This is a genomic window from Nesterenkonia sp. LB17 (genome assembly GCF_022565915.1).
In the GTDB taxonomy this organism is placed as follows: domain Bacteria; phylum Actinomycetota; class Actinomycetes; order Actinomycetales; family Micrococcaceae; genus Nesterenkonia.
Map to the genome: position 1 here is coordinate 681675 of NZ_JAJOYX010000002.1, position 24343 is coordinate 706017.

Annotated in this window: 23 protein-coding genes and 2 tRNA genes; 5 read left to right on the plus strand and 20 right to left on the minus strand. The window is 65.2% G+C overall.

From position 1 onward, the window contains the following. The first annotated feature begins 51 nt into the window (after positions 1–51). Positions 52–759 (plus strand): MgtC/SapB family protein, encoded by a 708-nt coding sequence (locus LTH96_RS06800; RefSeq protein WP_241464962.1) that lies wholly within the window; start codon positions 52–54, stop codon positions 757–759. A 142-nt stretch (positions 760–901) separates the two neighbouring features. On the opposite strand, the gene LTH96_RS06805 is transcribed toward LTH96_RS06800, so the two are convergent. Both LTH96_RS06805 and valS read right to left on the minus strand, forming a co-directional pair. Further along, a complete protein-coding gene (locus LTH96_RS06805) occupies positions 902–2206 on the minus strand; it encodes a thermonuclease family protein (protein WP_241464963.1) in 1305 nt (434 codons plus the stop codon). 112 nt (positions 2207–2318) lie between these two features. Further along, positions 2319–5006: a valine--tRNA ligase gene (valS, locus tag LTH96_RS06810; protein WP_241464964.1), complete on the minus strand. Its 2688-nt coding sequence runs from the start codon at positions 5004–5006 to the stop codon at positions 2319–2321. An 81-nt stretch (positions 5007–5087) separates the two neighbouring features. Between valS and LTH96_RS06815 the strand changes: the two genes are divergently transcribed. Then, positions 5088–5852, plus strand: coding sequence for an SDR family oxidoreductase (locus tag LTH96_RS06815; RefSeq protein ID WP_241464965.1), 765 nt, complete (start codon positions 5088–5090; stop codon positions 5850–5852). Positions 5853–6017: 165 nt separating this feature from the next. Here the strand turns inward: LTH96_RS06815 and LTH96_RS06820 are convergent, their stop codons facing one another. The 4 genes from LTH96_RS06820 to LTH96_RS06835 all read right to left on the minus strand — a co-directional run bounded on the left by LTH96_RS06820 (position 6018) and on the right by LTH96_RS06835 (position 10046). Continuing rightward, on the minus strand, positions 6018–6620 hold the full coding sequence (locus tag LTH96_RS06820) for a DsbA family protein (RefSeq protein WP_241464966.1): 603 nt from the start codon (positions 6618–6620) through the stop codon (positions 6018–6020). Positions 6621–6826: 206 nt separating this feature from the next. Next, complete coding sequence (locus LTH96_RS06825; protein WP_241464967.1) at positions 6827–8275, minus strand: mycothione reductase; 1449 nt, start codon at positions 8273–8275, stop codon at positions 6827–6829. Between the two features lie 265 nt (positions 8276–8540). Beyond that, positions 8541–8819: a hypothetical protein gene (locus LTH96_RS06830; protein WP_241464968.1), complete on the minus strand. Its 279-nt coding sequence runs from the start codon at positions 8817–8819 to the stop codon at positions 8541–8543. Positions 8820–9140: 321 nt separating this feature from the next. Further along, the gene (locus LTH96_RS06835) at positions 9141–10046 is read right to left on the minus strand and encodes a DUF4190 domain-containing protein (RefSeq protein ID WP_241464969.1); all 906 of its coding nucleotides are present in this window, start codon (positions 10044–10046) and stop codon (positions 9141–9143) included. A gap of 253 nt (positions 10047–10299) precedes the next feature. Here LTH96_RS06835 and LTH96_RS06840 point away from each other — a divergent pair, with 253 nt between their 5' ends. Both LTH96_RS06840 and LTH96_RS06845 read left to right on the plus strand, forming a co-directional pair. Beyond that, positions 10300–10629 (plus strand): putative quinol monooxygenase, encoded by a 330-nt coding sequence (locus LTH96_RS06840; RefSeq protein WP_241464970.1) that lies wholly within the window; start codon positions 10300–10302, stop codon positions 10627–10629. A gap of 65 nt (positions 10630–10694) precedes the next feature. Continuing rightward, positions 10695–11480, plus strand: coding sequence for a ParA family protein (locus LTH96_RS06845; protein WP_241464971.1), 786 nt, complete (start codon positions 10695–10697; stop codon positions 11478–11480). Between the two features lie 66 nt (positions 11481–11546). On the opposite strand, the gene LTH96_RS06850 is transcribed toward LTH96_RS06845, so the two are convergent. The 14 genes from LTH96_RS06850 to LTH96_RS06915 form a co-directional block, all read right to left on the minus strand. Continuing rightward, the gene (locus LTH96_RS06850) at positions 11547–12152 is read right to left on the minus strand and encodes a MerR family transcriptional regulator (protein WP_342357718.1); all 606 of its coding nucleotides are present in this window, start codon (positions 12150–12152) and stop codon (positions 11547–11549) included. A gap of 193 nt (positions 12153–12345) precedes the next feature. Further along, on the minus strand, positions 12346–12849 hold the full coding sequence (locus LTH96_RS06855) for a bifunctional nuclease family protein (protein WP_241464972.1): 504 nt from the start codon (positions 12847–12849) through the stop codon (positions 12346–12348). 14 nt (positions 12850–12863) lie between these two features. Then, positions 12864–13628, minus strand: a complete 765-nt coding sequence (locus LTH96_RS06860) for a MerR family transcriptional regulator (RefSeq protein ID WP_241464973.1) — start codon at positions 13626–13628, stop codon at positions 12864–12866. A gap of 91 nt (positions 13629–13719) precedes the next feature. Further along, complete coding sequence (locus LTH96_RS06865) at positions 13720–14163, minus strand: FHA domain-containing protein (protein ID WP_241464974.1); 444 nt, start codon at positions 14161–14163, stop codon at positions 13720–13722. A 36-nt stretch (positions 14164–14199) separates the two neighbouring features. Further along, positions 14200–14586, minus strand: a complete 387-nt coding sequence (gcvH, locus tag LTH96_RS06870) for a glycine cleavage system protein GcvH (RefSeq protein WP_241464975.1) — start codon at positions 14584–14586, stop codon at positions 14200–14202. A 161-nt stretch (positions 14587–14747) separates the two neighbouring features. Continuing rightward, a complete protein-coding gene (locus LTH96_RS06875; protein WP_241464976.1) occupies positions 14748–15995 on the minus strand; it encodes an ABC transporter ATP-binding protein in 1248 nt (415 codons plus the stop codon). Between the two features lie 21 nt (positions 15996–16016). Then, positions 16017–16868, minus strand: coding sequence for a carbohydrate ABC transporter permease (locus tag LTH96_RS06880; RefSeq protein ID WP_241464977.1), 852 nt, complete (start codon positions 16866–16868; stop codon positions 16017–16019). Positions 16869–16870: 2 nt separating this feature from the next. After that, positions 16871–17881 carry a carbohydrate ABC transporter permease gene (locus tag LTH96_RS06885; RefSeq protein ID WP_241464978.1) on the minus strand — a complete coding sequence of 337 codons (1011 nt, stop codon included), beginning with the start codon at positions 17879–17881 and terminating at the stop codon, positions 16871–16873. Then, positions 17878–19188: an extracellular solute-binding protein gene (locus tag LTH96_RS06890; RefSeq protein ID WP_241464979.1), complete on the minus strand. Its 1311-nt coding sequence runs from the start codon at positions 19186–19188 to the stop codon at positions 17878–17880. The genes LTH96_RS06885 and LTH96_RS06890 overlap by 4 nt, the downstream gene beginning before the upstream one ends. 135 nt (positions 19189–19323) lie before the next feature. Next, positions 19324–20616, minus strand: coding sequence for an ATP-dependent Clp protease ATP-binding subunit ClpX (clpX, locus tag LTH96_RS06895; protein WP_241464980.1), 1293 nt, complete (start codon positions 20614–20616; stop codon positions 19324–19326). 122 nt (positions 20617–20738) lie between these two features. Continuing rightward, entirely contained in the window at positions 20739–21407 is a 669-nt protein-coding gene (locus LTH96_RS06900; RefSeq protein ID WP_304653911.1) for an ATP-dependent Clp protease proteolytic subunit, read from the minus strand. Positions 21408–21472: 65 nt separating this feature from the next. After that, positions 21473–22081, minus strand: coding sequence for an ATP-dependent Clp protease proteolytic subunit (locus LTH96_RS06905; protein ID WP_241464981.1), 609 nt, complete (start codon positions 22079–22081; stop codon positions 21473–21475). Positions 22082–22284: 203 nt separating this feature from the next. Beyond that, complete coding sequence (gene tig, locus LTH96_RS06910; protein ID WP_241464982.1) at positions 22285–23685, minus strand: trigger factor; 1401 nt, start codon at positions 23683–23685, stop codon at positions 22285–22287. A gap of 40 nt (positions 23686–23725) precedes the next feature. Further along, positions 23726–23799, minus strand: a tRNA-Pro gene (locus LTH96_RS06915). Positions 23800–24093: 294 nt separating this feature from the next. Here LTH96_RS06915 and LTH96_RS06920 point away from each other — a divergent pair. After that, a tRNA-Lys gene (locus LTH96_RS06920) sits at positions 24094–24166 on the plus strand. The last annotated feature ends 177 nt before the right edge of the window (positions 24167–24343 follow it).

Sequence of the window (24343 nt, forward strand, 5' to 3'; positions counted from 1 at the left end):
CGCGCGACGACGGCGCTATAGGGTGATGTGGGATCTCGAGAGGAGCCGGTGATGAACATCGATGTCTGGCCGGAGACGGCCCCGACGCAGATTCTGCTCCTGACCCTCGCGTTCCTGATGTCCGCGACCATCGGGATCGAGCGTGACATCCGGCAGAAGTCCGCCGGAGCGCGCACCCACATCCTGGTCGGCATGGGCTCGGCCCTGTTCACCCTGGTCTCCGCCTACGGGTTCTCGCACCTCATCGGCGGGGACGTGGTCCTGGACCCGTCGCGGATCGCCGCGCAGATCGTCAGCGGGATCGGCTTCATCGGCGCAGGGGTGATCTTCGTCCGGCAGAACGTCGTCTCCGGGCTGACCACCGCGGCGTCGATCTGGGTGACGGCCGCCGTCGGGATGGCCTGCGGGGCCGGCATGCCGGTGATCGCTGGGCTGACCGTGGTCTTCTACCTGCTCTCGGTCACCGTGGTGACGAACCTGGTCCGCCGACTCCCCCGCCACGACCGCTCCGAACGCTATATCGTGCGCTACGCAGACGGTCGCGGGATCCTGCGCGAGATCCTCGGCGCCGCGGCTCAGTGGGGCTATGAGACCCGGCTGGTGCGTACCCGACGGCTCGAGGTCGGCGATGGGTTCGCGGTGGACGCCACGATGACCTTCACCCGCACCCAGCGCGTGGGCCGGGAACACCTCTTCGAAGCACTCCAGGAGCTCGACGGCGTCCTGGAGATCCGCACCGTGACCGAGGAGAACGACTGACCGGTCGGGCTGCCCAGCCCAGATGGGTCGAATAATCGCACAGCAGCGCAGAACTCGTCGAGCTATCGCCTGACGATCGGCTGTAGCTCCATGATTTCTCGCCCTCCGCAGGCAAAGTCACTCAAGTATTCGGTGCGCAGAGTCAGCACGGCTTCCACCAGTTGCCACCGGGGAGGAAACAGCGCGGTCCGGTGTAACTGGTCGGTTCCTCCCGGTGGGTATACCCGGCGGGTCGGTCCGACGGTCCAAGGTTCGGTGTTCCGCCACCGCCCCCGGGAGAACCGTTGCTCGGTGGCGGCGGTGCGGGCCCAGGCGCCGGCGCAGGTGCCGGTGCAGGTGCTGGCGCCGGTGTCGGTGCAGGGGCTGGCGCCGGGGCCGGGGCCGGCTGTTGCCTGGGTGGTGGTGCCGGGGCAGGCTGAGGAGCCTGGCTTGGGGCTGGCTGCGGAGCCGCGGGAGGCTGAGCTTTCTCTCTTTCGCGACTCTCCGCGGCACGCCGCTGTTCTTCCGCTTCACGGTCAGCCTCAGCCTGCTCCGCGGAACGCCGCTGTTCTTCCGCTTCACGGTCAGCCTCAGCCTGCTCCGCGGCGGCTCGTTCAGCGTCTCGCTCCTCATCAATACGCTGAATCTCGGCTTCGTCCTCGGAGACTCGTTGCTCGACCGCAGTGATCGCCCTATCGAGGCGCTCCTCGTATAAGTCGAGGTGAGCACCGTGCGCGCGGTGGTGGACTCCCGGCTCGTCTGCGTCCAGGGAAAGTATCAGGTCCCGGGCCGCGTCGACGAGGAGCAAGGCAGCCGCCGCGGCGGCAGCTGACTCTTTCAGAGCCTCATACTCCTCGGGAGGTTCGGCAGCCAATCCGACCACCCCATCGAGCGCTTCCTGCACCTGCGCTGGAACTGTGCAGGGCAGCGAATCGTCGAAGAGGCCTCGACCAGCAGATTCAGCCTCAGCCTGCGCCTCTTGCACCGGTGGAAGGAATCTGTCATTGGGTGCGAAGTAGACCGCGATGCCGAACCCGGCTCTTGCGATGGCTGCGTTGACGAGCTCATCCCCCTTGTACACTCCGGCGAGCACCCGGTCGTACCGATCCGTGCGCTCCTCATCAAATTCGAGGCGGACAGAGTCGCCGGGCGCCAGCAGTTCGTTCAGATACTCCGATGCTTCGGGACCCAGACACTCCACTCCACGATCTGGGTGTTTCGTCTCTGGGGTATCAATGTTGAGCAGCCGAACACTGTGGCGTTCACCGGCATATTCGACGCGGATGGTGTCACCGTCGATCACATCGACCACCCGCGCGTCGACCCAGCTGTCGCTCGCCGGAGAAGACGCGGACGCACAACCGCTGCTGGCGAGTAGTCCGATCAAAACCGCTGGAACTAGAAGAGACCTGTTCAAACTGAGTACTCCCACCACGAAAGCTTGACATTGCCTGTGCAGAGAATACACGTCCTGGGGCAGAAGTCTCGGTGGTCGAATCATCCTAGAGCTGCGCCAAAATCGTAGAGCCATAGCCCGATGATCGGCTATGGCTCTACGATTTCTTGACTTCGCGGAAGCGTCAGACCTGGGCGGGCTGCTCTTCCTCGACGAGCTCCACGTCGGTGACGACCACGTGCTGCACGGCTTCGGACTGAACCACCAGTTCCAGGGAGCGCGCCCGAGTGGCCGCCTGCACGTCCGCGATCGCCGCGTCGATGTGGGCCAGCGTCCGCTCCGGCGCGAAGACCTTGGCGGTGATCACTTCGGTGCGCTGCTTGACCTTGGCCTCGGACTTGACCTTGCGCAGACCCGAGAGCACCTGCGCGACGGAGTCCAGCATCCCGGCCGAGCCCTGCACGGATTCCAGCCCGGAGGTTTCCGGCCACTGGGTGGAGTGCACCGAGCCGATGCGCCACCAGCGCCAGACCTCATCGGTCACGAACGGCAGCACCGGAGCGAAGAGCCGCAGCAGCGAATCCAGCGTGGTGGCCAGGGCCGCCAGCACCGAGTCCTGCGCCTGCTCGCCGCGTGAGCCGTAGGCGCGATCCTTGACCAGCTCCACGTAGTCGTCGGTGAAGGACCAGAAGAATGACTCCACCAGCTGCAGCGCCCGGGCGTAGTCATAGTCGGCGAAGTGCTTGGTGGCCTGCTCCACCACGGTGCGCAGCTCGGCGATCAGGGCGCGGTCCAGGGGCTCGGTGAGGACCTGGGCTCCAGCGTCGTCGGTGATGATGTGGGCCTCGGTCACGCCCAGGTTCAGTGCGAACTTCGAGGCGTTGAGCAGCTTGATCGCCAGCCGTCGACCGATCTTCATCTGCGCGACCTCGTAGGCGGTGTCCGCGCCGAGCTTGGCCGAGGCAGCCCAGTAGCGCACCGCGTCAGAGCCGAACTGCTCCAGCGGCTCGGTGGGCACGACCACGTTGCCCTTGGACTTGGACATCTTCTTCCGGTCCGGGTCCAGGATCCATCCGGAGATCGCGGTGTTGGTCCACGGCACGGAGTCGTTCAACGAGTTCGCGCGGACCGCGGAGGCGAAGAGCCAGGTGCGGATGATGTCGTGGCCCTGCGGGCGCAGGTCGAAGGGGAAGACCTTGTTGAAGAAGTCGTTGTCCTTCTCCCAGCGGCCTGCGATGTGCGGGGTGATCGCCGAGGTGGCCCAGGTGTCCAGCACGTCGGCCTCGCCGATGAAGCCGCCGGCGGCGCCGCGCTGGGACTCCTCATACCCGGCGGGGACCTGCGAGGCCGGGTCCACCGGCAGCAGCGCCTCCTCGGGCAGCAGCGGGTTGTCATAGTCGGGCTCGGCGTCGGCGTTGAGCGGGTACCAGACCGGGATCGGCACGCCGAAGAAGCGCTGCCGAGAGACCAGCCAGTCACCGTTGAGGCCCTCCACCCAGTTCTCGTAGCGCGAGCGCATGAAGGCCGGGTGCCAGGAGATCTCCTTGCCGCGGGCGACCATCTTCTCCCGGCGGGCGGCGTCGCGGCCGCCGTTGCGGATGTACCACTGCCGCGAGGTCACGACCTCCAGCGGCTTGTCGCCCTTCTCGTAGAAGTGCACCGCGTGGGTGATCTTCTTCGGCTCACCGTCGAGCAGATCGGCGGCCTTGAGCAGCTCCACCACGGCTTCCTTGGCAGAATGCACGGTCTTGCCGGCGAGCTGCTCGTAGTTCGCCCGGCCTTCGGCGGAGCTGATCCATTCCGGGGTCTCGCGGGAGAAGCGGCCGTCGCGGCCGATCAGCGCGCGGGTGGGCAGCTGCAGCTCACGCCACCAGGTCACGTCCGTCATGTCGCCGAAGGTGCAGATCATGGCGGCCCCGGAGCCCTTGTCCGGCTGTGCCAGTCCGTGCGCCTTGACCTCGACCTCGACGCCGAAGAGCGGGGAGATCACGGTCTTGCCGAAGAGCTGCTGGTAGCGCTCATCGTCAGGGTGCGCGACCAGGGCCACGCAGGAGGGCAGAAGCTCAGGGCGGGTGGTCTCGATGAAGACCTGCTCACCGGTGTCCTTCACGGTGAAGGGATAGCGGTGGTACGCCCCGGGGTGGTCCTTGGCCTCCAGCTCGGCCTGGGCCACTGCGGTGCGGAAGGTGATGTCCCACAGAGTCGGCGCCTGGGCGGTGTAGGCGTTGCCGGCATGGATGTCGCGCAGAAAGGCGCGCTGGGAGGCGGCGCGAGAATCGTCGTCGATGGTGCGGTAGGTCTGGCGCCAGTCCACGGAGAGGCCCAGCCGGGAGAAGAGATCTTCGAAGATCTTCTCGTCCTCCACGGTGAGTGTCTCGCAGAGCTCGATGAAGTTCGCCCGGCTGATGGCGTCCCAGTCGCGCTGGTTCTTGGCCGGCTTCTCCGGCGGGGTGTAGTCCGGGTCGTAGGGCTGCGCGGGGTCACAGCGCACGCCGTAGTAGTTCTGCACCCGGCGCTCGGTGGGCAGACCGTTGTCGTCCCAGCCCAACGGATAGAAGACGTTCTTGCCCGACATCCGCATGAAGCGCGCCATCACGTCGGTCTGCGTGTAGGAGAACATGTGCCCCACGTGCAGCGCCCCGGAGGCGGTGGGCGGCGGAGTGTCGATGGAGTAGACATCCGCGCGCTCGGTGTCCTCGTTGAAGTGGTAGATCTCCTCGGCCTGCCAGGCGGTGTGGAGCTTCTCCTCGAGGCCCTCCAGCGCCGGGCGGTCCGGGACCACGGGGGTCTTGCGCGCGGCGGTGCCGTGGGATGCGTCTGTGGAAAGGGTCTCGGTGGCGGGCGCGTCTGTGCCCGGAGTGTGATCAGCCATGCTGGCCATTCTCTCACGGCGGCAGTGTCACATATTGAACGGGCGGTTCTCCCGGAGCACCCCGCTCACTAGGCTGTCTTCATGATTGACACTGATGCCTCCACCCGCAGCGCCCTGGTCACCGGCGCCTCCTCCGGGATCGGCGCCGCCACCGCGCACCGCCTCACCACCGAGGGCTGGCGGGTCTTCGCCGTCGCCCGCCGGGCCGAGAAGCTCGAGAGCCTGGCCGAGCAGGAGGGGATCATTCCGATCATCTGCGACGTCACCGACCCGGAGCAGGTGGCGGCCGCGCTGGAAGAGGTCACCGCGGCCGGCGGGATCGACACGCTGATCAACAACGCCGGCGGCGCGCTGGGCATGGACACGGTCGCCGAGGGACGGCCCGAGGACTGGCTCTGGATGTACGAGGTCAACGTGCTGGGCGCGTTGAACATGATCAAGGCCTTCGTCCCGATGCTGCGCGCCCACGGCGAGGGCACGATCCTCACCGTGACCTCCACCGCCGCCCTCGCCCCCTATGAGGGCGGGGCAGGCTATAACGCGGCGAAGTTCGGCGAGCACGCACTCACCGGCGCGCTGCGCCTGGAGGAGGCCGAGCACAACATCCGCGTGATCGAGGTGCTGCCCGGCATGGTGGCCACCGAGGAGTTCACCGCCAAGCGGCTGCGCGGCGATGTGGCCGCCGCCGAGGCGGTCTACCGCGGAGTCAAGCACCCGCTGGTGGCCGAGGACATCGCCGAGGTCATCGCCGCCGCAGTCACCCTCCCTCACCACGTGAACCTGGACCAGGTGGTGGTCCGCCCGGTCGCTCAGGCCGCCCAGCACAAGGTGATCCGCGAGGAGTGATCAGCCGCGGCACCCCGGCCGCCTGACGCGGCACCGACCCGAGGCTGCTGCCTCGAGGGCCGACGCCAGCAGAACCGACGACGACGCCGGCGCGGGCTCTCAAGCCCGCGCCGGCGTCGTCGTGTGGTGGCGTCCTGAAGTGACGTCACATGGTGGAAGTCCCGATCAGTCGAAGACTGGGGACTCCGTGCGTGAGCGCTTGAGCTCGAAGAAGTACGGGAACTGCGCCAGGGCCACGGCGCCGTCGAAGACCTTGCCGGCGTCCTCGCCGCGCGGAATCCGGGTGAGCACCGGACCGAAGAACGCGGTGCCCTGGAACGCCACGACCGGGGTGCCGACGTCCTGACCGACCAGGGAGATGCCCTTGTCGTGGGAGGCGCGCATCTCGGCGTCGTTCTTATCCGTCTTGGCCTCGGCGAGGAGGTCCTCCTGCAGGCCCACGGCGCGCAGCGCGTTGAGCGTGGCGGACTCGAAGTCCTTGTTGCCGTTGTTGTGGATCTCGGTGCCGGCGGCGGTGTAGAACTCGCCGACCTTGGCCTCACCGTGCTGCAGCGCGACAGCGGTGGCGGCGCGGGCGGGGATCCAGCGGGCGAGCTGCTCGGGATCTTCGGCCGGTGAGGGGTTCTTGGCCTCGTTGAGCACGCCCAGACTCATCACGTTCCAGTGCACCTCGATGTCGCGGACCTTCTCCGCCTCCAGGATCCAGCGTGATGTCACCCAGGCGAAGGGGCACAGCGGGTCAAACCAGAAATCGACGCGTTCAGCCATGAAGGACTCCTCTCGGCGCGGGGCATTCAGCCTCCGCGCACGGATCAGTGTTGGTTCGTGTCAGCTGCAGCTCGTCAACGGAGATGATTCTGCTGCAGGTGCTTCTCGTGGTCACAACTGGGGCGCTGCTGATTCCATTCCTGCGGCGGCGCTGTCAGTGGCGCCACCTGTGCTCCCGGGATCAGATCGGATCCGCCCAGGTCACCTCAGAGCGGGGCGTCCTCTGCGATCGGGACTTCCAGGCCCAGGAGCGCATTCTCGGTGACCTCCATCAGGGCCGGATGGATCCAGTACTGGCCGCGGGCGGCGGTGTAGGCGTCCTGGCCGAAGCTCATCGCGTGGATGACCGGCTGGATCAGGTTCGAAGCCTGGTAGCCCATGACGTGGGCCCCAAGGATCTGGCCGGTGCGGCGGTCCGCGATCACCTTGAAGATCCCGCTGCCATCCTCCATCGCCCAGCCGTAGGCGGTGTCGCCGTACCTCTGGATCTTGGTGGTGAGGTGCTCCTCACCGATGGCTTGGGCCGCCTGCGCCTCGGTCGCCCCGACCTGGGCGATCTCGGGGAAGGAGAAGATCGCCGAGGGGATGGCCTCATGCCGTGAGGGCCGGATCCGGTCCGGATGCACCAGGTTGTGGGCGACCACCCGGGCCTCCTGATTCGCCACGTGCTTGAGCATCGCCTCGGAACTGACGTCGCCGAGCGCATAGAGGCCGTCCACGGGCTCGCCCTGCATGAGCACCCGCTGGTATTCATCCACCAAGAGGCGTCCGTTCGGGTGGACATCGAGCCCGATCTCTCGGGCACCGATGAGGTCGGTGTTCGGGGTGCGGCCGATGGCCACCAGGACCGCGTCCACGTCGTAGTGCTCGACCCGGCCGTCAGAGGTGACCAGCTCGACTCGCAGGCCCGGGCCGTGCTCGGAGATGCTCGTGATGGTGCGCTCGTAGTGCACGGTCCAGTTCTTCTCCGCCTCGGCCGTATAGGCCGCGGAGATGTCGTGGTCCAGTGCGGTCATCAGTCCGTGGCTGCGGTTGATCTGGATGACCTCTGTTCCGAAGCCTGAGAACACCCCTGCGAACTCGCAGGCGATGTAGCCGCCACCGAGGATCAGCAGCTTGTCGGGCCGCTGGTCGATGCGCATGATGGTGTCCGAGGTGTGCACCCCGGGGAGGCCTATGCCCGCGACGTCCGGGAGCACCGGACGGGAGCCGGCGGCGATGACCAGCTGGTCAGCCTCGGCCCGGACCCCTGATTCGGAGACGAAGGCGAAGGGCGTCTGGCTGAAGTCCCCGGTGAGCGTGACCTTCTCGGCGACGAGGTCGACGTTGTCCAGCTCGACCTCCCGGTAGTGCCGGCCGCCGGCCGAGATGGCGTCGATGCGGGAGAAGACCCGGTCCCGCATGGCGGGCCAGTCCACGTCGGTGGTCTCCTGGGTGACGTTGAGCCGGGCCGCTTCGACAGGCCCTCGGGCCAGCGCCGCCGGGCGGACGAACATCTTGGTGGGGATGCAGCCCACATTGAGGCAGGTGCCGCCGAAGGCTCCCGTGCCCCCTGCACCCTTGTCCGCCAGGACGACGCTTTTGTCATCCCAGAAGGGTGTGATCAGGGAGTTCCCGGAGCCGGAGCCGATGATGGAGAGGTCATAGTGGGCCATGCGGCCATCCTAGACGGGAACGTCGGACCGGCTTCACAGCGGCCTCACGAGAATCCCTCGGCGGTCAGGTCCGTTGTCGTGGGGGAACCACCTCCCATCTGCGGCGCCACGCCGCAGATCCACCTCCCGGATCTACACCAAGGAACAGCCCGTGATCTTCATCGTCGTGAAGCTTCCAGGGTCCGATTCGATGAGATCAGCCTAGATCTGCGGATGTAGGCCGCGGTTCTCAGAGCCCGCGCACCACGATGGTCCCGCTTCTGCCTTACCCATCTCGCCCCCCCTCCCCGATCACCGGGTGGAGCAGCCTGGACAGCAGGTCTCGGCGCACCCCCACGGAGAGCTCGTCCCAGTCCCACAACAGGTCCGGCATGAGGGTCCCCACGGGGATGCGATCCTGCACGTTCAGGTCTCGCAACTGGCCCTGAAGCTCCGCAGACTCGGCGTGGGTGGTGGTCTTTATCTGCTCGTAGGTGTCTCGATCGACTTCCCCATCCAGGTACCGGAGGGTCTGGGTGTCGAGCCGGTTCTGAGGCTTTATCAACTACCGCTGCATCGCGCCCAGATGGGCCCTACTGCAGTCCGCTGGTGCTGTTTCGGGGCGACCGCTCCAACTTCGGACGTAACCACTCGGAGTCAGGCCAGGACGACCTCTTCAACTGTGTACCGCACGACGCTCAGACGGACCGGGTGCGGCCCGATCGCGGCCCCGGATATCCGGCTACCCCAGGAGTGCCCTCGCCGGGTGACCCTGGAGGTGTCTCCGAGCCATCCACGAGATTCAGGAGGATCGTCGCCTCTGGTCGTGCCACTGCGCGAAAGGCCCCCACCTGTTCACCTTCAAATGGGGGCCCTTTCGGCTACGTCAGGAGGTTTCGAAGAAGAAGTCCTGGGTGTCGAAGAATCCTACGCGGACGCGGAGAGTGCCGTCGTCGTCGTTTGGCACGGCCAGGGCAACATTTCCGGTCTCTGAGCCACCATTGTAAAGCTCCACGAGGGAGTCGAAAGCGTCTGGAGCGACGACAGCGAAGTCGTAGTCGGAGATGGTCTCCCCTGTGCCGGTCACGTAAGCAAGCTCTGCTGCCATCATCGGTGAGTCCGAGTCGTCACCGAGGTAGGTGGCGGTCATATTCACCAGCATGTAGCTCTGTCCCTCCGGGGCGGGATCGTTGAACTCGTTCTCTGCTGCGATCGCGTCATCCGCGTTGGGGCTAACGCTGTTGATGGTGACTTCCCAATCCTCGTGTGAGACCGATTCTCCGAGCGGCAGTGGGTTATCGCGGGTACCCTCGTCCCCGTCGGTGCCGGCTGCTTCTGGCTCCTCACGCTCCTCGGCAAGGTCTTCCTGCTCGCCCTGGATGTCCTCTTCGAGCTCAGCAACCTCTTCGTCGTCATCAGGGTCGACGTCCTGAGACTCTTCTTCCATCTGCTGCATCTCGTCGTCGAATGCTGAGAGGAAGGCCCCTGCGAAGACGAGACCGATGATTGCAATGACGGTGCCGATCGCGCCGGTGATCGCGCCGGCTATGCCCTGCCCACGGCCCCGACGTTTCACGATCGCGACGACGCCGAGGATGACGGCAAGAGGGCCGAGAATAAAGGTAATCAGACCTATGACTGGGATGAATGCGAAGACGATGGCGATGATGCCGAGCACCATAGCGGCGATACCGATGCCCTTGCTCTCTGGCGGCGCCTGCGCCGCCGGGTACTGCTGATGCTGGTCGTACTGCTGCGGTTGCTGAGGGTTCTGTGGGTACTGGTCAGACATGGTTACCTCGTCAAGGTGGGGTACATTGCTGTGCGCGAGTGATGCCGCCGCGGTCGAAGTTGCAGGGAATCACCTTGAAGACTACGTGAAACGAATTGCCCTCGAGAAGCGAAAAATGCTGCTGATTTTACGTCGTCGGCCCTGGTCATGGTGTGAACTGGGGAGAACCGGGAGACTGGACGGCATGCCATTGAAATGGCATCGAACGCAACGCCGACGTCTCCTTCCCTCATCGTCAGAAAGTAGTACTTACATGATCTTCATCGTCGTGAAATTCCAGGTCAAGCCCGAACACGCAGAAAAGTGGCCTGCGATCACGGCTGAGTTCACCGAAGCCACCCGCGCCGAGCCCGGGAACAAGTGGTTCCAATGGTCCCGCAGCGTGGAGGACCCCAACGAGTATGTGCTCATCGAGGCCTTCGACGACGACGCCGCCGGTCCGCACGTGGAATCGGCGCACTTCCAGCGGGCGGTCAGCTCGGACGGCGCCATGGCAGCGGCCCTGGTCTCCACCCCGAAGATCATCTCCCGGCAGATCGAGGGTGAGGACTGGGAGGAGATGGGCGAGATGAAGATCAACTGACCCCACTCTCGCCGCGCGGAGCGCCGGGGCAGGGAACACCGCAGATCATCCCTATGATGGGTAGCGTGCAGATCTTGAGCGTTTCCAGTCTGAAGGGCGGGGTCGGTAAGACCTCGGTCACCATGGGCCTTGCCTCGGCCGCCCTCCATCAGGGGGTGCGGACCCTCGTCGTCGACCTCGACCCCCATGCGGACTCCACCACCGGGCTCGCGGTCGCCCGCGGCACCGGCACGGAGGCAGGTCAGCTGCTGCGCGACGCCAAGCGCGCCAACCTCAGTGACCATGTGGTCCGCTCCGGCTGGGTGGATCTGCTCCCCCAGGAACATCGCTCCGACGCGACGCTGGACGTCGTCGTGGGCTCCGCGCTCTCCGCCGCATTCGATCGCCCCGATATCCGGCCCCGCGACATGCGGCGGCTGCGGCTGCTGCTGGATCGTGTCACCGGCTATGACCTGGTGCTCATCGACTGCCCGCCCTCGCTGGCCGGGCTGACCCGGATCGGCTGGTCGGCGTCCAACGGTGTGCTGATGGTGGCCGAGCCGAGCCTGTTCTCCGTGGCCGGCACAGAGCGTACGATGCGCGCCATCCGGATGTTCTCCAACGAGTACGCGCCGCAGCTCAAGTCGGCCGGTGTGGTGGTCAACCGTGTCCGCGCGGACTCCGCCGAGCACGAATACCGGCTGCTCGAGATGGAACGGCTCTACAAGGACAAGCTGATGCTTCCGGTCCTGGAGGAGAACCCCTTCTGGCAGCAGATCCAGGGCGCGGCCTACCCGGTGCACCAGTGGCCGAGCGATCAGGTCAGGGACCTGGCGAGGTCCTTCGACCAGCTGCTTGAGCAGCTGGTCTGAGCGGTCTCGCCTGGATCGCACTCAGGTGCACCGAGACTCCGCCCCTCGATGGAGACGGGTGGGGCACTAAGAGGCTTGGGAGCGGCGGGCTCTGAGCTGGGCAAGCTCGTCGCCGGCGGAACCGAAGGCTTCGAGCTCGGGGACCGCGTCGGGCTCGGTGCGCTCACGCGGGAGCTCCACCAGGCTGGCCTCGACTTCGCGCCAGACCCGGCCTACGGCGATGCCGAAGACTCCCTGTCCGCCCTGCACGAGGTCGATGACCTCGTCGGCGGAGGTGCATTCATAGACCGACGCACCGTCTGACATCAGGGTGATCTGCGCGAGGTCATCGACGCCGCGTTCGCGCAGGTGCTCGATCGCGCTGCGGATCTGCTGGAGCGAGACGCCGGTGTCCAGCAGGCGTTTGACGACTTTCAGGACCAGGACGTCGCGGAAGGAATAGAGACGCGCCGAGCCGGACCCGGCGGCGTTGCGCATGGAGGGCTGGACAAGCTTCGTGCGCGCCCAGTAGTCCAGCTGGCGGTAGGTGATTCCGGCGGCGGCGCAGGCGACCGGACCGCGGTAGCCCAGCTCCTCGTCGAGCTCGGGCAGGCCGTCACTGAACAGGGGCTGCTGGGCAGCCGCCTGCCCTGGCCGAACACGCTCAGTGCCCGCGTGCGATTCTGGACCCACCTGGTACCCTCCTGAAGTGCTCGACTCCGCCGGGGAAGCGCGTCCCTGCGACGCGAGAGCGACGAGGAAGGTGCGTGCGAGAGTCTTGTCCCTTGACGGTATTGCCGCAGCCGCTATGGGTCAAAGACATTTGAAATTTACTCTACGGCGTGTCGCGCGATTGCACTAGTCCCGCGCCCGCAGCGGGCCTGCTTCACTGGAAATCCTCCGGCTCGGCGTTGTCCAGGAACCGGCGGAACTCCTTGATCTCATCCTCGGAGATGGGACGCTGCCCGGTGGCGGCGGTGCGCGGGGTGATCCCGACCCGAGTGAGCATCTCGCGGTCCATGGTGACCAGGCACTGCACCCGCACCGCCACTGCGATGGCGTCTGAGGCCCGGGCATCGAAGCTGCGACCACTGCCCAGCGTGATGGTCCCGCGGTAGGTCGAGGAGTCGAGCATGCCGATCTCCACGGAGCGCACTCCCGAGCCGAGCCTGGTCATGACCTCGGCGAGCAGGTCGTGAGTCATCGGCCGGGGCGGGACCTTCTTCTCCATCGCCATGGCGACGGCATTGGCCTCGGCAGGTCCCACCAGGACGGCCACATGGAGATTCTCCAGTCCGGGTTCGGCGCCTCGGAGCACCACCACAGGCTGTTTCGATGGAAGCTCGATCCGAACTCCCACGACATCCAGCGGCACAAGCTGGCTCTCCATGATCCAAGTCTAGGTCAGTTTTTGTCCAACTGCTCGACCGATGTGTCCATGATTGAAGCTCGCAGGTCTTTCAGGCACTGGAGCATCTCCTTGGAGGACTCTGCCACCCGCGCTCGGGCGGCGGTGTCCTTGCGGGCGGCATGCGGGGCCATGGCGCGCGCGATCAGGTCCAGCTCATTGTCCGCGGAGCGCCGGATGTTGACCAGGTGCTTCGGTTCAAGCCCATAGCGTGCCAGCACCCGGACCGCCTTGACGGCCTTGAGATCGTGGTGGCTGTAGTTGCCCTCGCCATCGGCCTGGATGATGCGGAACTTCTCCAGCGTGTCGAGCATCCCGCGCGTGGCGCCGGAGTGGGCGCGCAGCTCCTTGCGGCACATCGGCCGGATGCGTCCGGTGATCTGAGCTGCCATCTCATCGGTGACTTCACGGGGACCCACCGGAGGCGCCTGCGGCAGCTCTTCGGGGGTCTCGCCTGAGTCGATGACGTCCATCGTCTGCTTGATGACGTCCAGCGGCATGTACCGGTCGCGCTGCAGCGCCAGGATGAAGCGCAGCCGCTCGACGTCGGACGCACAGTACTTGCGGTAGCCCGAGGCGGTCCGGGCCGGTTCCACCAGATCGCGCTCCTCGAGGAAGCGCAGCTTCGATGCGGTGAGATCCGGGAATTCGTTCTGCAGCTCCCGCAGGACTTCAGAGATGGTGAAGACATGCTTGGCGGCGCGCTCGGTCGAGGGCGGGGCCGGTTTCGGCTTCGACTTCGACGCTGCGGAAGCACTCACTGCGTGTCCTCTTTCGGGCTGTGGGGAAGGGACGAGATCGGCTTCAGGATAACGTTCCCCTCCGGTCCGCCCTGGGATCTCGAGTCACCGGTCAGTCGGATTCTTTGGATCCGGCATAGAAGGTCAGCCGGAATTTGCCGATCTGCACCTCGTCACCTGGCCTCAACGCATACTCGTCCACGCGGTCGTGGTTCACGTATGTGCCGTTGAGGCTGCCGAGATCCCGGATCTGGAAGCCCAGACCCTCCCGATTCAGTTCTACGTGACGCCGTGACACGGTGACATCGTCGAGAAAGATCCCCGCCTCCGGATGCCTGCCTACAGTGGTCAGGTCCTGATCCAACAAGAACCGAGCTCCCTGATTGGCGCCGCTGTGGGCGATCAGCAGAGCGGAGTTCTTGGGCAGCGCCGCGATGGCCTGCTTGTCATCCTCAGATAGGTGAGGCTCCCCCGCGTGCGCATCGGCTGGCGGCAACGAGATGCTCGTCGTCTCCGCCGCACTCTGACTGCTGTCATGTTCTCGCGTGCTCTCCACGTCGCCTCCTCTCGCCGGCCTGCCTGCTGGCGGCCTTCAGCCTACTTGGTTTTTGTAATCCTCGGCAGAGAGCAGCGAATCTGCCCCCGAGGATTCTGCGAGCTTGATCTCGAACAGCCAGCCCGCGGCGTAGGGGGCCGAGTTCACGGCACCGGGGTTCTCGTCGAGATCCGTGTTGACGGAGACGATCTCTCCCGCGACCGGCGCGAAGATGTCTGATACAGATTTGGTGGATTCGACCTCGCCGACCACATCACCGGAGGCGACGGTAGCGCCGACCTCGGGGTGCTCCACGTAGACGACCTCACCGAGGGCGTCCTGAGCGAAGTCGGTGATGCCCACGCGCACCACGAGTGAATCCTCGGTGGTGCCGATCCATTCGTGCTCGGCACTGTACTTGAAATCTTCGGGGACGGTGCTCATGCTTGCGCTCCAACTCTTCGGCCTGGTGTTGACTGCTCAGCGGACAGCCGCCTCGCGGCGGTCTGTCCTGCTGAGCGTCAGGTCTGTCTGCGAACAACTTAGCACCCCAGGCCGACCTGACGGTATGACCCCGCAGGTCAATCGGGACGGCGGCGCTCCGGTCAGCCCTGCCGGGCGACGAACCGCTCGGCGTCGCGCTTGCGGTCCTCGCGGGCCTCGCGAGTGAGCTCCGCGCCGGCTTCTTCGTCCCGGGTGAGGTTCTCCCCGGTGGCTGGGTCGAAGAGGTGCATCCTGCGGGTGTCCAGCCAGAGCTCGGCCGTGTCACCGCTGCGGAAGCGCGAGGTCGCATCGACCTCGACCACGAGCTGCGTGCGCAGCTCGTCGGCGTCCATCTCTTCGGCGAGGTTGCGCAGCGTCTCGTGGACCCGTTCGTCGGTCTCGTAGGAGACATAGGCGTACTGCTCATTGCCCATCCACTCGCTGTGGCTGATCTCTGCGGTGAAGGTCGTGCCCTTGGAGAGCTGAGCCTCGCTGAGCTGGGAGGCATCGTCGAAGAACTCCGGGCGGATGCCCGCCAGGACGATGTCGCGCCCTTCGCCCGCCTTTGCCGCACGGTCGGGGATCTCGATCTTGCCCAGCGGAGTGGAGAAGACATTGCCCTCCACGGTGCCGGGCAGGAAGTTCATCGACGGTGAGCCGATGAATCCGGCGACGAAGAGGTTCGCCGGCTGCTCATAGAGCTCCCGCGGGGAGGCGATCTGCTGGAGCAGACCCTTCTTCAGCACTGCCACCCGGTCCCCCAGGGTCATCGCCTCGGTCTGATCGTGCGTGACGTAGACGCTGGTGGTGTTGAGCTCACGCTGGAGCCTGGCGATCTCTGCGCGCATCTGCCCGCGGAGCTTCGCATCGAGGTTCGAGAGCGGCTCATCGAAGAGGAACGCGTCGGCCTCGCGGACGATCGCGCGGCCCATGGCCACACGCTGACGCTGACCGCCGGAGAGATTCGCCGGCTTGCGGTCCAGGTGCTCGGTGAGCTCGAGCATGGTTGCCGCGTGGCGGACCTTCTCATCGATCTCTTCCTTGGTGAACTTCCCCTTGGTCAGCCGCATCGGGAACGCGATGTTCTCGTAGACGGTCAGGTGCGGGTAGAGCGCGTAGCTCTGGAAGACCATGGCGAGGTTGCGTTCGCGCGGGGCCTTCTCATTGACGCGCTCCCCGCCGATGAGCAGGTCACCCTCGGTGATGTCCTCGAGGCCCACGATCATGCGCAGCAGCGTGGACTTTCCGCAGCCGGAGGGTCCCACCAGGATGATGAACTCGCCGTCTTCGATGTCTATGGAGATGTCGTTGACAGCTGGGAAGCCATCGTCGTATTTCTTGACGAGATTCTTAAGCGTGATGGATGACATTGCAGTGGAGTCCTTATCTACTCAGCCCTTGACGGCGCCCTGGGTCAGTCCGGATACGATCTGGCGCTGGAAGAGCAGCACCAGAACGACGACGGGGATGGTCACGACGATGGCAGCCGCGGAGATTGCGCCGGTGGGTTCCTCGAACTGGGAAGCCCCGGTGAAGAAGGCCAGCGCCGCAGGAACGGGTCTGGCGGCTTCGGTGGAGGTCAGCGAGATCCCATAGACGAAGTCGTTCCAGGCGATGAAGAACGCGATGATCGCGGTGGTGAATACACCGGGCATGGCCAGCGGCACGATCGCTCGTCGGAAGGCCTGCCACTGGGTGGCGCCGTCCACCTGCGCCGCCTGCTCGAGGTCCCAGGGGATCTGCCGGAAGAACGCGGCGAGCGTCCAGATCGAGATCGGCAGCGTCAGCGACAGATACGGGATGATCAGCCCGAGCCAGGTGTCATAGAGCCCGATGTTGCGCCACAGGTTGAACAGCGGAATGACCACTGAGATCACGGGGAAGACCGACACCGCCAGAGCGGATCCGAGGATGATCTTCTTGCCCGGAAAGTCCAGCCGCGCGATGGCGTAGGCACACAGGGTGGCCAGCACCACGGCGATGAAGGTGGCGATCAGGGTGATGCCGATGGAGTTGCGCAGCGCCGTGAGGAACAGGCCCTGGGCGTCCCCGAAGAGGATCATCTCGTAGTTCGCCCAGGTGGGGCTGCCAGGCAGGAAGGAGGCAGTGCCGAGGTCCGCCTGAGTCTTGAAGCTGGTGGCCAGGATCGCGGCCACTGGGAACAGTGCATAGACCAGGACGACGACGCTCAGCACCGTCCATCCCAGGCGCTGCTTTCCGGTGAGCTTGCCGTTGGAGGCCATCTCTACTTACCTCCCTTAGAGTCGGTGCCGCTGGCGAGATCGACCTTGAACAACTTGATCGCGATGACACAGATCAGCAGCACGCAGATGAAGAGGATGACCGAGACCGCGGAGCCGAGTCCGATCTCCAACCGTCCGATGGAGGTCCGATAGGCCAGCAGCGAGAGCACCTCGGTGCCCGCGGCGCCATTCGTCATGATGAAGACGTTGTCGAATATTCGGAAGGCGTCCAGTGCGCGGAAGAGCACTGCGACCATGATCGCAGCCTTCATGTTGGGCAGGATCACCCGGGTCATCTGCTGACGCCAGCTGGCGCCGTCGACCTTGGAGGCTTCGACGAGCTCATCGGGGACCTGGGCGAGGCCCGCCAGGAGCAGCAGGGCGATGAACGGGGTCGTCTTCCAGATCTCCGAGGCCATGATCACGGTGATCGCCGTGCCGAAGTTGGCGAACCAGTCGAGGTCGCTGTCGATCCCGGGGACCCAGCCGAACCAGTTGTTCACGAAGCCTGAGTTGATGTCGAACATGTAGAACCAGGCGAAGGCGGAGACCACGGTGATGATGCCGTAGGGAACGAGGATTGCGGTGCGCAGCGCCCCACGGATCCGCTTCAGCGCCTTATGCATCACCAGCGCCAGCGCGAAGCCGAGGACCAGCTCGACAGCCACGGTGACCACGGTGACCAGCAAGGTCACCAGCAGCGCCCGCCAGAAGACCCCGGTGTCGGAGAGGATCGTCAGGTAGTTCTGCAGGAACACGAAGGAGCGCTCATCCGGTGCCGTCAGGCGGAAGGAGAACATCGAATCGTAGATGGCCTGCGCGATCGGGTAGGCAGTGACCGCGAGCATGACGAAGAACGCTGGTCCCGCGATGAGCCAGCCCAGGCGAGCCTCTGACTTCGCGCGGTTGGTCCGTTTCGCGTTGTTGCCGTTCTTGCGGTCTGCGCTCTTGCCTTTGGATGACTCGGCGCTCTCGCGCTTCTGCCTCCGCGAGGTTTCTGGTGCGGTCGTCACAGGAGACGCTCCCCTCTGAGCACTTCAACGATGAAGGCATCGGTCTGCGCGGGGGTCTGCTCGGCGCGGACCCCGGAGATGGGTGTGAAGTCTTGCTGGATCGCGGTGGAGATCTCGTTGTAGAAGGGAGTCTGAGGTCTCGGGGCTGCATTTTCGAGCGCCTCCCGGATGGCGTCGGCCATCGGGAAGTTGTCCTCGAGGGCTGGATCCTCGTAGGCGGCCTCCGATGACGGCGGGTTGCCGTTGGTGATGAAGTACTCCGTCTGGTTCTCCGGCTGCACGATGCACTCGATGGCCTCGAAGGCGAGATCCTGGTTGAGGGAGTCGGCGCCCACCGCGAGGTTGATTCCGCCCAGCGGAGGCGCGGACGGGGTGTCCTCGTCGACGCGGGGGTACTGCGCCCAGCCGATGTCATCGACGAGCTCCTCGTCCAATGCACCTTCCTCGGCGGCTGCGTTTGTCGCCGGCCAGACGAAGGGCCAGTTGACCATGAAGGAGCCCTCATCTCGCTGGAACAGCAGCATCGACTGGTTCTCATCCATGGAGGCGACTCCGGGCCCTGCCAGACCCTCGGTGCCGATCAGGCCGATGATCTCCGCGGCCCGCATCCCCTGCTCAGTGTCGAGGTTGGTCTGCAGCTCTGCGGCAGGGGCCTCGGGGTTCGCCAGGATCGACTCGTCCTGGGACTCCACCAGCGCGTTGAGCCAGACCGTCATGGACTCGGCCCGGACCCCCTGGACGCCGAGGAGCTTGTCCTGTTCGAGCGCGGTGTCGATGACCTGGTCCCAGGTGATCGGCTGCTCCATGTCCAGACCTGCTTCTTCGACCACAGATTTGCGGTACCAGAGGAGCTGCGTGTTGGCCCAGAACGGGACGGTGACCAGTTCGTCGTTCCACATCGCGCCGGCCAGCGCTCCTTCGAGGGTGTCCTCGGTGGTGCGTTCAGCGACGTCGTCCGGGACCGGGGCCAGGAATTCGGGCTCCGCAAGTTCAGGGATGAACGGGGGGTCCAAGGACATGATGTCCAGCGATGAGTCGTTGGCCGCCAGACGGCGGGCCAGCTGTTCCCGCTGGGAGGGGGCGTCGGCCGGGAGCAGCGACGTCTGGATCACGTAGGCGCCCTCTGCTTCTTCGGTGCAGACCTGCGCGAGGGCCACCTGTCCGCCGTCGTCCGGGTTGATGTACCAGGTGAGGACCGGCACGTCCTCACTGTCCGAGCAGCCGCTCAGCAGGATGGCCGCCGCGAGTGCGGCGCCTGATGCGCGAGCCGTCCGTCCCCTGCGCGGGGAGCCTTGGGATTCACCCATGAATCTTCCACCTCTCGTCACCCGGCGTGGTGGCCCGGCCACTTAATGTGGCCTAGGTCACTACGTGTGAGCGAGCCTACACCTCAGCTCCCGTCCAGCAAATAGACAGGCGCAAAAAAGGGTCGAAGAGGCAGGTCAGGCGGATTTCTTGCGGAACTTTTTGGCTTCGGACAGGGTGACCAGCTCCGCCTCGGCGCCCTCGCGGACCACGGCTGCGGTGATGGTCACCGAGGCGACGTCATCGCGGGAGGGCAGCTCGAACATCACAGGTCCCAGCACATTCTCCAGGATGGATCGCAGACCGCGCGCACCGGTGCCACGCAGCTCTGCCTGCTCCACCACGGCGCCCAGCGCCTCGGGGGTGAACTCGAGCTCGATCCCGTCGATGGAGAAGATCTTCTGGTACTGCTTGACCAATGCATTCCGGGGCTTGGTCAGGATGTCGGTGAGCGCCGCGGCGTCGAGCTGTTCGACCGTGGCGATGACCGGGAGCCGCCCGATGAGTTCGGGGATGAGCCCGAACTTGTGCAGGTCCTCCGGTTCGACGTCCGCGTAGCTGGCCTCGCTCTTGGTGATCGTCGACAGCGGTGCGCCGAAGCCGATCCCCTTGCGGCCGGCCCGTGACTCGATGAGCTCCTCAAGACCGGCGAAGGCACCGGCGACGATGAACAGGATGTTCGAGGTGTCGATCTGGATGAATTCCTGCTGGGGGTGCTTGCGTCCACCCTGCGGGGCCACCGAGGCTACCGTCCCCTCGAGGATCTTCAGCAGGGCCTGCTGGACGCCCTCGCCGGAGACGTCGCGGGTGATGGAGGGGTTCTCCGACTTTCGCGAGATCTTATCGATCTCGTCGATGTAGATGATGCCCTGCTCGGCCTTCTTGACGTCTCCGTCGGCGGCCTGGATGAGCTTCAGCAGGATGTTCTCCACGTCTTCCCCGACGTAGCCGGCCTCGGTGAGGCTGGTGGCGTCGGCGACGATGAAGGGCACCTGGAGCTTCCTGGCCAGAGACTGCGCCAGGTAGGTCTTTCCTGAGCCGGTCGGGCCGACCATCATGATGTTGGACTTGCCGATCTCGACGTCGTCCAGAGGGCCCTTCTCCAGAGAAGTGGTCTTCTTCGCCGAACCTGTGGCCTGGATACGCTTGTAATGGTTGTGCACGGCCACGGAGAGGGTGCGCTTGGCCTTGTCCTGCCCGACCACGTACTCGTCGAGGAAATCATAGATCTCACGCGGTTTGGGCAGCTCGAAATCGTCGGGCTCCTGGACCTCATTGAGGTATTCCTCGATGATCTCGTTGCAGAGCTCGATGCACTCGTCGCAGATGTAGACGCCGGGGCCGGCGATCAGCTTGTACCGGACCTGCTTCTGGCTCTTGCCGCAGAACGAGCACTTGAGCAGATCTGCGCTCTCACCGATACGTGCCATGGACGTGGATCCCCTTCGGAACTGTTGTGCTTTCGGCTCTAGCGTACTTCAGGGCGCTGACACGTTCGGGGACGTTCCTGTGGAACGTCCCCGAACGGGTCGCATCTTGTCGCTGAAAAGCGTCAGAGTGGGAGCTTGCGGGAGGCCAGAACCTCATCCACCAGGCCGTAGTCCTTCGCGCCGGCGGCGGAGAGGAACTTGTCACGGTCGATGTCCTCGGCGATCTCGTCCGGGGACTTCTTGGTGAGGTCTCCCAGCACGTCTTCCATCCAGGTGCGGATGCGCCGCACCTCATCGGCCTGGATCTGCAGATCCGTGGCGGTGCCACGGGTGCCGCCCACGGCGGGCTGGTGGATCAGCACGCGCGCGTTGGGCAGGGCCAGCCGCTTGCCGGGCGTGCCGGCGGCGAGCAGCACCGCGGCTGCGGAGGCTGCCTGACCCAGGCAGACCGTCTGGATGTGCGGCCGGACGAACTGCATCGTGTCGTAGATGGCGGTCATGGCCGTGAACGATCCGCCCGGGGAGTTGATGTAGAGCGTGATGTCGCGCTCGGAGTCCATCGACTCCAGCACGAGAAGCTGCGCCATGATGTCATCGGCCGAGGCGTCGTCGACCTGGCTGCCCAGGAACACGATGCGATCTTCGAAGAGCTTCGCGTAGGGGTCCTGGCGCTTGAAGCCGTAGGGGGTGCGCTCCTCGAAGGAGGGAAGGATATAGCGTGAATCCGGCATGGCGGGGCCGGTTGGCTGCGCCGAGGGAAGGCCTGGTGCCGAAGGATCAATTGGGTTCATGTCAGATGTGCTCCTGTGGTCCTGGTGCGAATCGTTGGCTGAGGGTGATCTGCTCCCGTGAGGGCTCAGACTCCCCCGCCGCCGGAGACGGTGGAAGACCGCTGGGCGATCTTGTCGAAGAATCCATACGCAAGGCCATCCTCAGCGGTGAACCACTTGTCGCGTGCGTTGTCCCGCAGGATCGTCTCAATGCTCTGGCCGGTCTGATCGGCCGTGAGCTCAGCCATGACCTGCTTCATGTGCTGGATCAGCTGCGCCTGGATGCGGACGTCAGACTCGGTGCCGCCGATGCCGCCGGAGGGCTGGTGCATCAGGATGCGCGCATGCGGGGTGGCGAAGCGCTTGCCCGGGGTGCCCGAGGAGAGCAGGAACTGTCCCATCGAGGCGGCAAGACCGGTGGCGACGGTGACGATGTCGTTCGGGATGAACTTCATCGTGTCGTAGATCGCCATGCCCGCGGTCACGGATCCACCTGGGGAGTTGATGTAGAGGTAGATGTCCTTCTCGGTGTCTTCGGCGGAGAGAAGGAGCAGCTGGGAACAGATGGCGTTGGCGTTGTCGTCGCGGACCTCTGAACCGAGCCAGATGATCCGTTCTTTGAGCAGACGGTTGTAGATATAGTCGTCGCGGGACGCGGCGTCCACGCTGGACATGCTCGGCAGGCTCTGGGTCATGGACTCATCCTCCACTGGTGGGTCAAGCTGGGGTCGGCACTGGAAGTGCCCTCGGCAAGAACATTACTGGTTGTTCCGCTCCAGGTGAGCCCCTGGCGCGGGACTGTTCGCTGTTGGCACACGGTTTCAACTCACAGAGAACACCTTGACGCGCAGAAGGGCCCCACCTGTGCGGTGACGCCCTTCTGCTGCTGCGAGTTGTATCAGTTCTGCTTGGTGTCCTCGGAGGCCTCGGCCTCGGTGGTCTCAGCATCGGCAGCCTCGACCTCGGCGGTCTCGGCTTCAACAGCGTCAGTCTCGTCCTCGTCACCGGCGGGGGTCACGAAGTCGGTCAGATCGACGACGTTGCCCTCGGTGTCCTTGACGACGGCGAGCTCGAGCACCTTGGCCAGCGCCTTGCGACGGCGAACCTCTCCCATGATCATGGGGACCTGTCCGGCCTGATCGAGCATCTGCGCGAACTGGTTCGGCTCCATGCCGTACTGGGAGGCGGTGGAGACGATGTACTCGATGACCTCGCTCTGCTCGACGCCGATCTCTTCCTTCTGCGCGATCTCGTCGAGGACGAGCTCGTTGCGGAAGGCGTCGGCGGTCTGCTTGGAGAGCTCCTCGCGGTGCTCCTCGGTGTCGTGATCGTCACCGACTTCGTGGCCCTGGGAGGAGAAGTGCTGCTCGACCTGCTCTGCGATCACGGACTCGGGCACGGGGACCTCGATGAGCTCCATGAGCTTCTCGAGGACCTTGTCGCGTGCTTCCACGCCCTGCTCCACGACGAGGTTCTCCTCGGCCTTGGAGGTCAGGTCCGCGCGGAGCTCCTCGATGGTGTCGAACTCCGAGGCCAGCTGAGCGAACTCGTCGTCGGCCTCCGGAAGCTCGCGCTCCTTGACGGCCTGAAGGGTGACCTTGACCGATGCGGTCTCACCGGAGTGATCGCCGCCGGCCAGGGTGGTGTCGAAGGTGGCATCCTCGCCGGCCGAGAGACCCTCGAGGGCCTCGTCGATGCCCTCGAGCATGGTGCCTGCGCCGACCTGGTAGGAGAGGCCGGACGCGGTGTCGACCTCTTCCTCGCCCACGGTGGCGATCAGATCGATGGTGACGAAGTCGTCGTTGGCGGCGGGGCGTTCGACGTCCTTGAGCGTGCCGAACCGGCCGCGGAGCTCGTCGAGCTGCTCCTGCACGGCTGCTTCATCTGCCGAGCGTGACTCGACCTCGACCTCGAGGCCGGAGTACTCGGGCAGCTCGATGACTGGCTTGATGTCCAGCTCGCCGGTGAACTTGAGCACGCCTTCGTTGGTCTTGACGTCGGGGATCTCTTCGATCTCCACCTCAGGACGGGACAGCGGGGCGAGATCGGCCTCGGCCAGGCCCTGCTGGTAGAAGTCGTTGAGGCCGTCGTTGATGGCCTGCTGGATGACGTACTCGCGGCCGACGCGCTGATCGATGATCGGAGCCGGCACCTTGCCCTTGCGGAAGCCGGGGACCTGGACCTGCTCGGCGATGCTCTTGTACGCCGCCTTGATCTTGGGTTCCAGCTCCTCGGAAGTCACCTCGACGGTGAGCTTGACGCGGGTCGGGTTCAGATTCTCTACGGTGCTCTTGACCACGTGTGGGGCTCCTGATCGATGACTGGTGAATCGTCTGCTGTCGGGGTGACAGGATTTGAACCTGCGGCCTCACGCTCCCAAAGCGCGCGCTCTACCAAGCTGAGCTACACCCCGATCGACTGCCCGTCCTGATGCTGGTGACCCACCGCTTGCACGGCAGACCTCCATGGGACTTCAGGCGGACCGGTCCACAGTACCGTGTCCTCCCCCAAGCCGACGAATCCTCGTCTGTGCGCCCAGGTGAGACCCGCGGAAGAGCGTCCAGACCGGCCGCGCCGCCTGGTTGTCCGGTGAGATCACGATCACTGATTCTCAATTGGCGCACCCGCCGACCTGGTGCTAGAGTTCTATGTCGTTGCCCTGCTGAGATGCAGAGCGGCGAAAGTCAGTACAGCGCTTGCAGTTCAAGGGCCTCTAGCTCAATTGGTAGAGCATCAGACTCTTAATCTGCAGGTTTCGGGTTCAAGTCCCGAGGGGCCCACTTCCACCGGGCAGGCGCTGTCCGCGATTCAGGCCGTCGGATCACGAGAATCTCTCGTGGACCGACGGTCTTTTTCGTGCTCCGGCCAGAGGTTCCTGCACCTTGCCCCCGCCCCACGCTCCGCCTCGAGACGAGCCGTCCGCGGCGCAGGTCGCAGAAGCGGTGAGAACAGTGCTC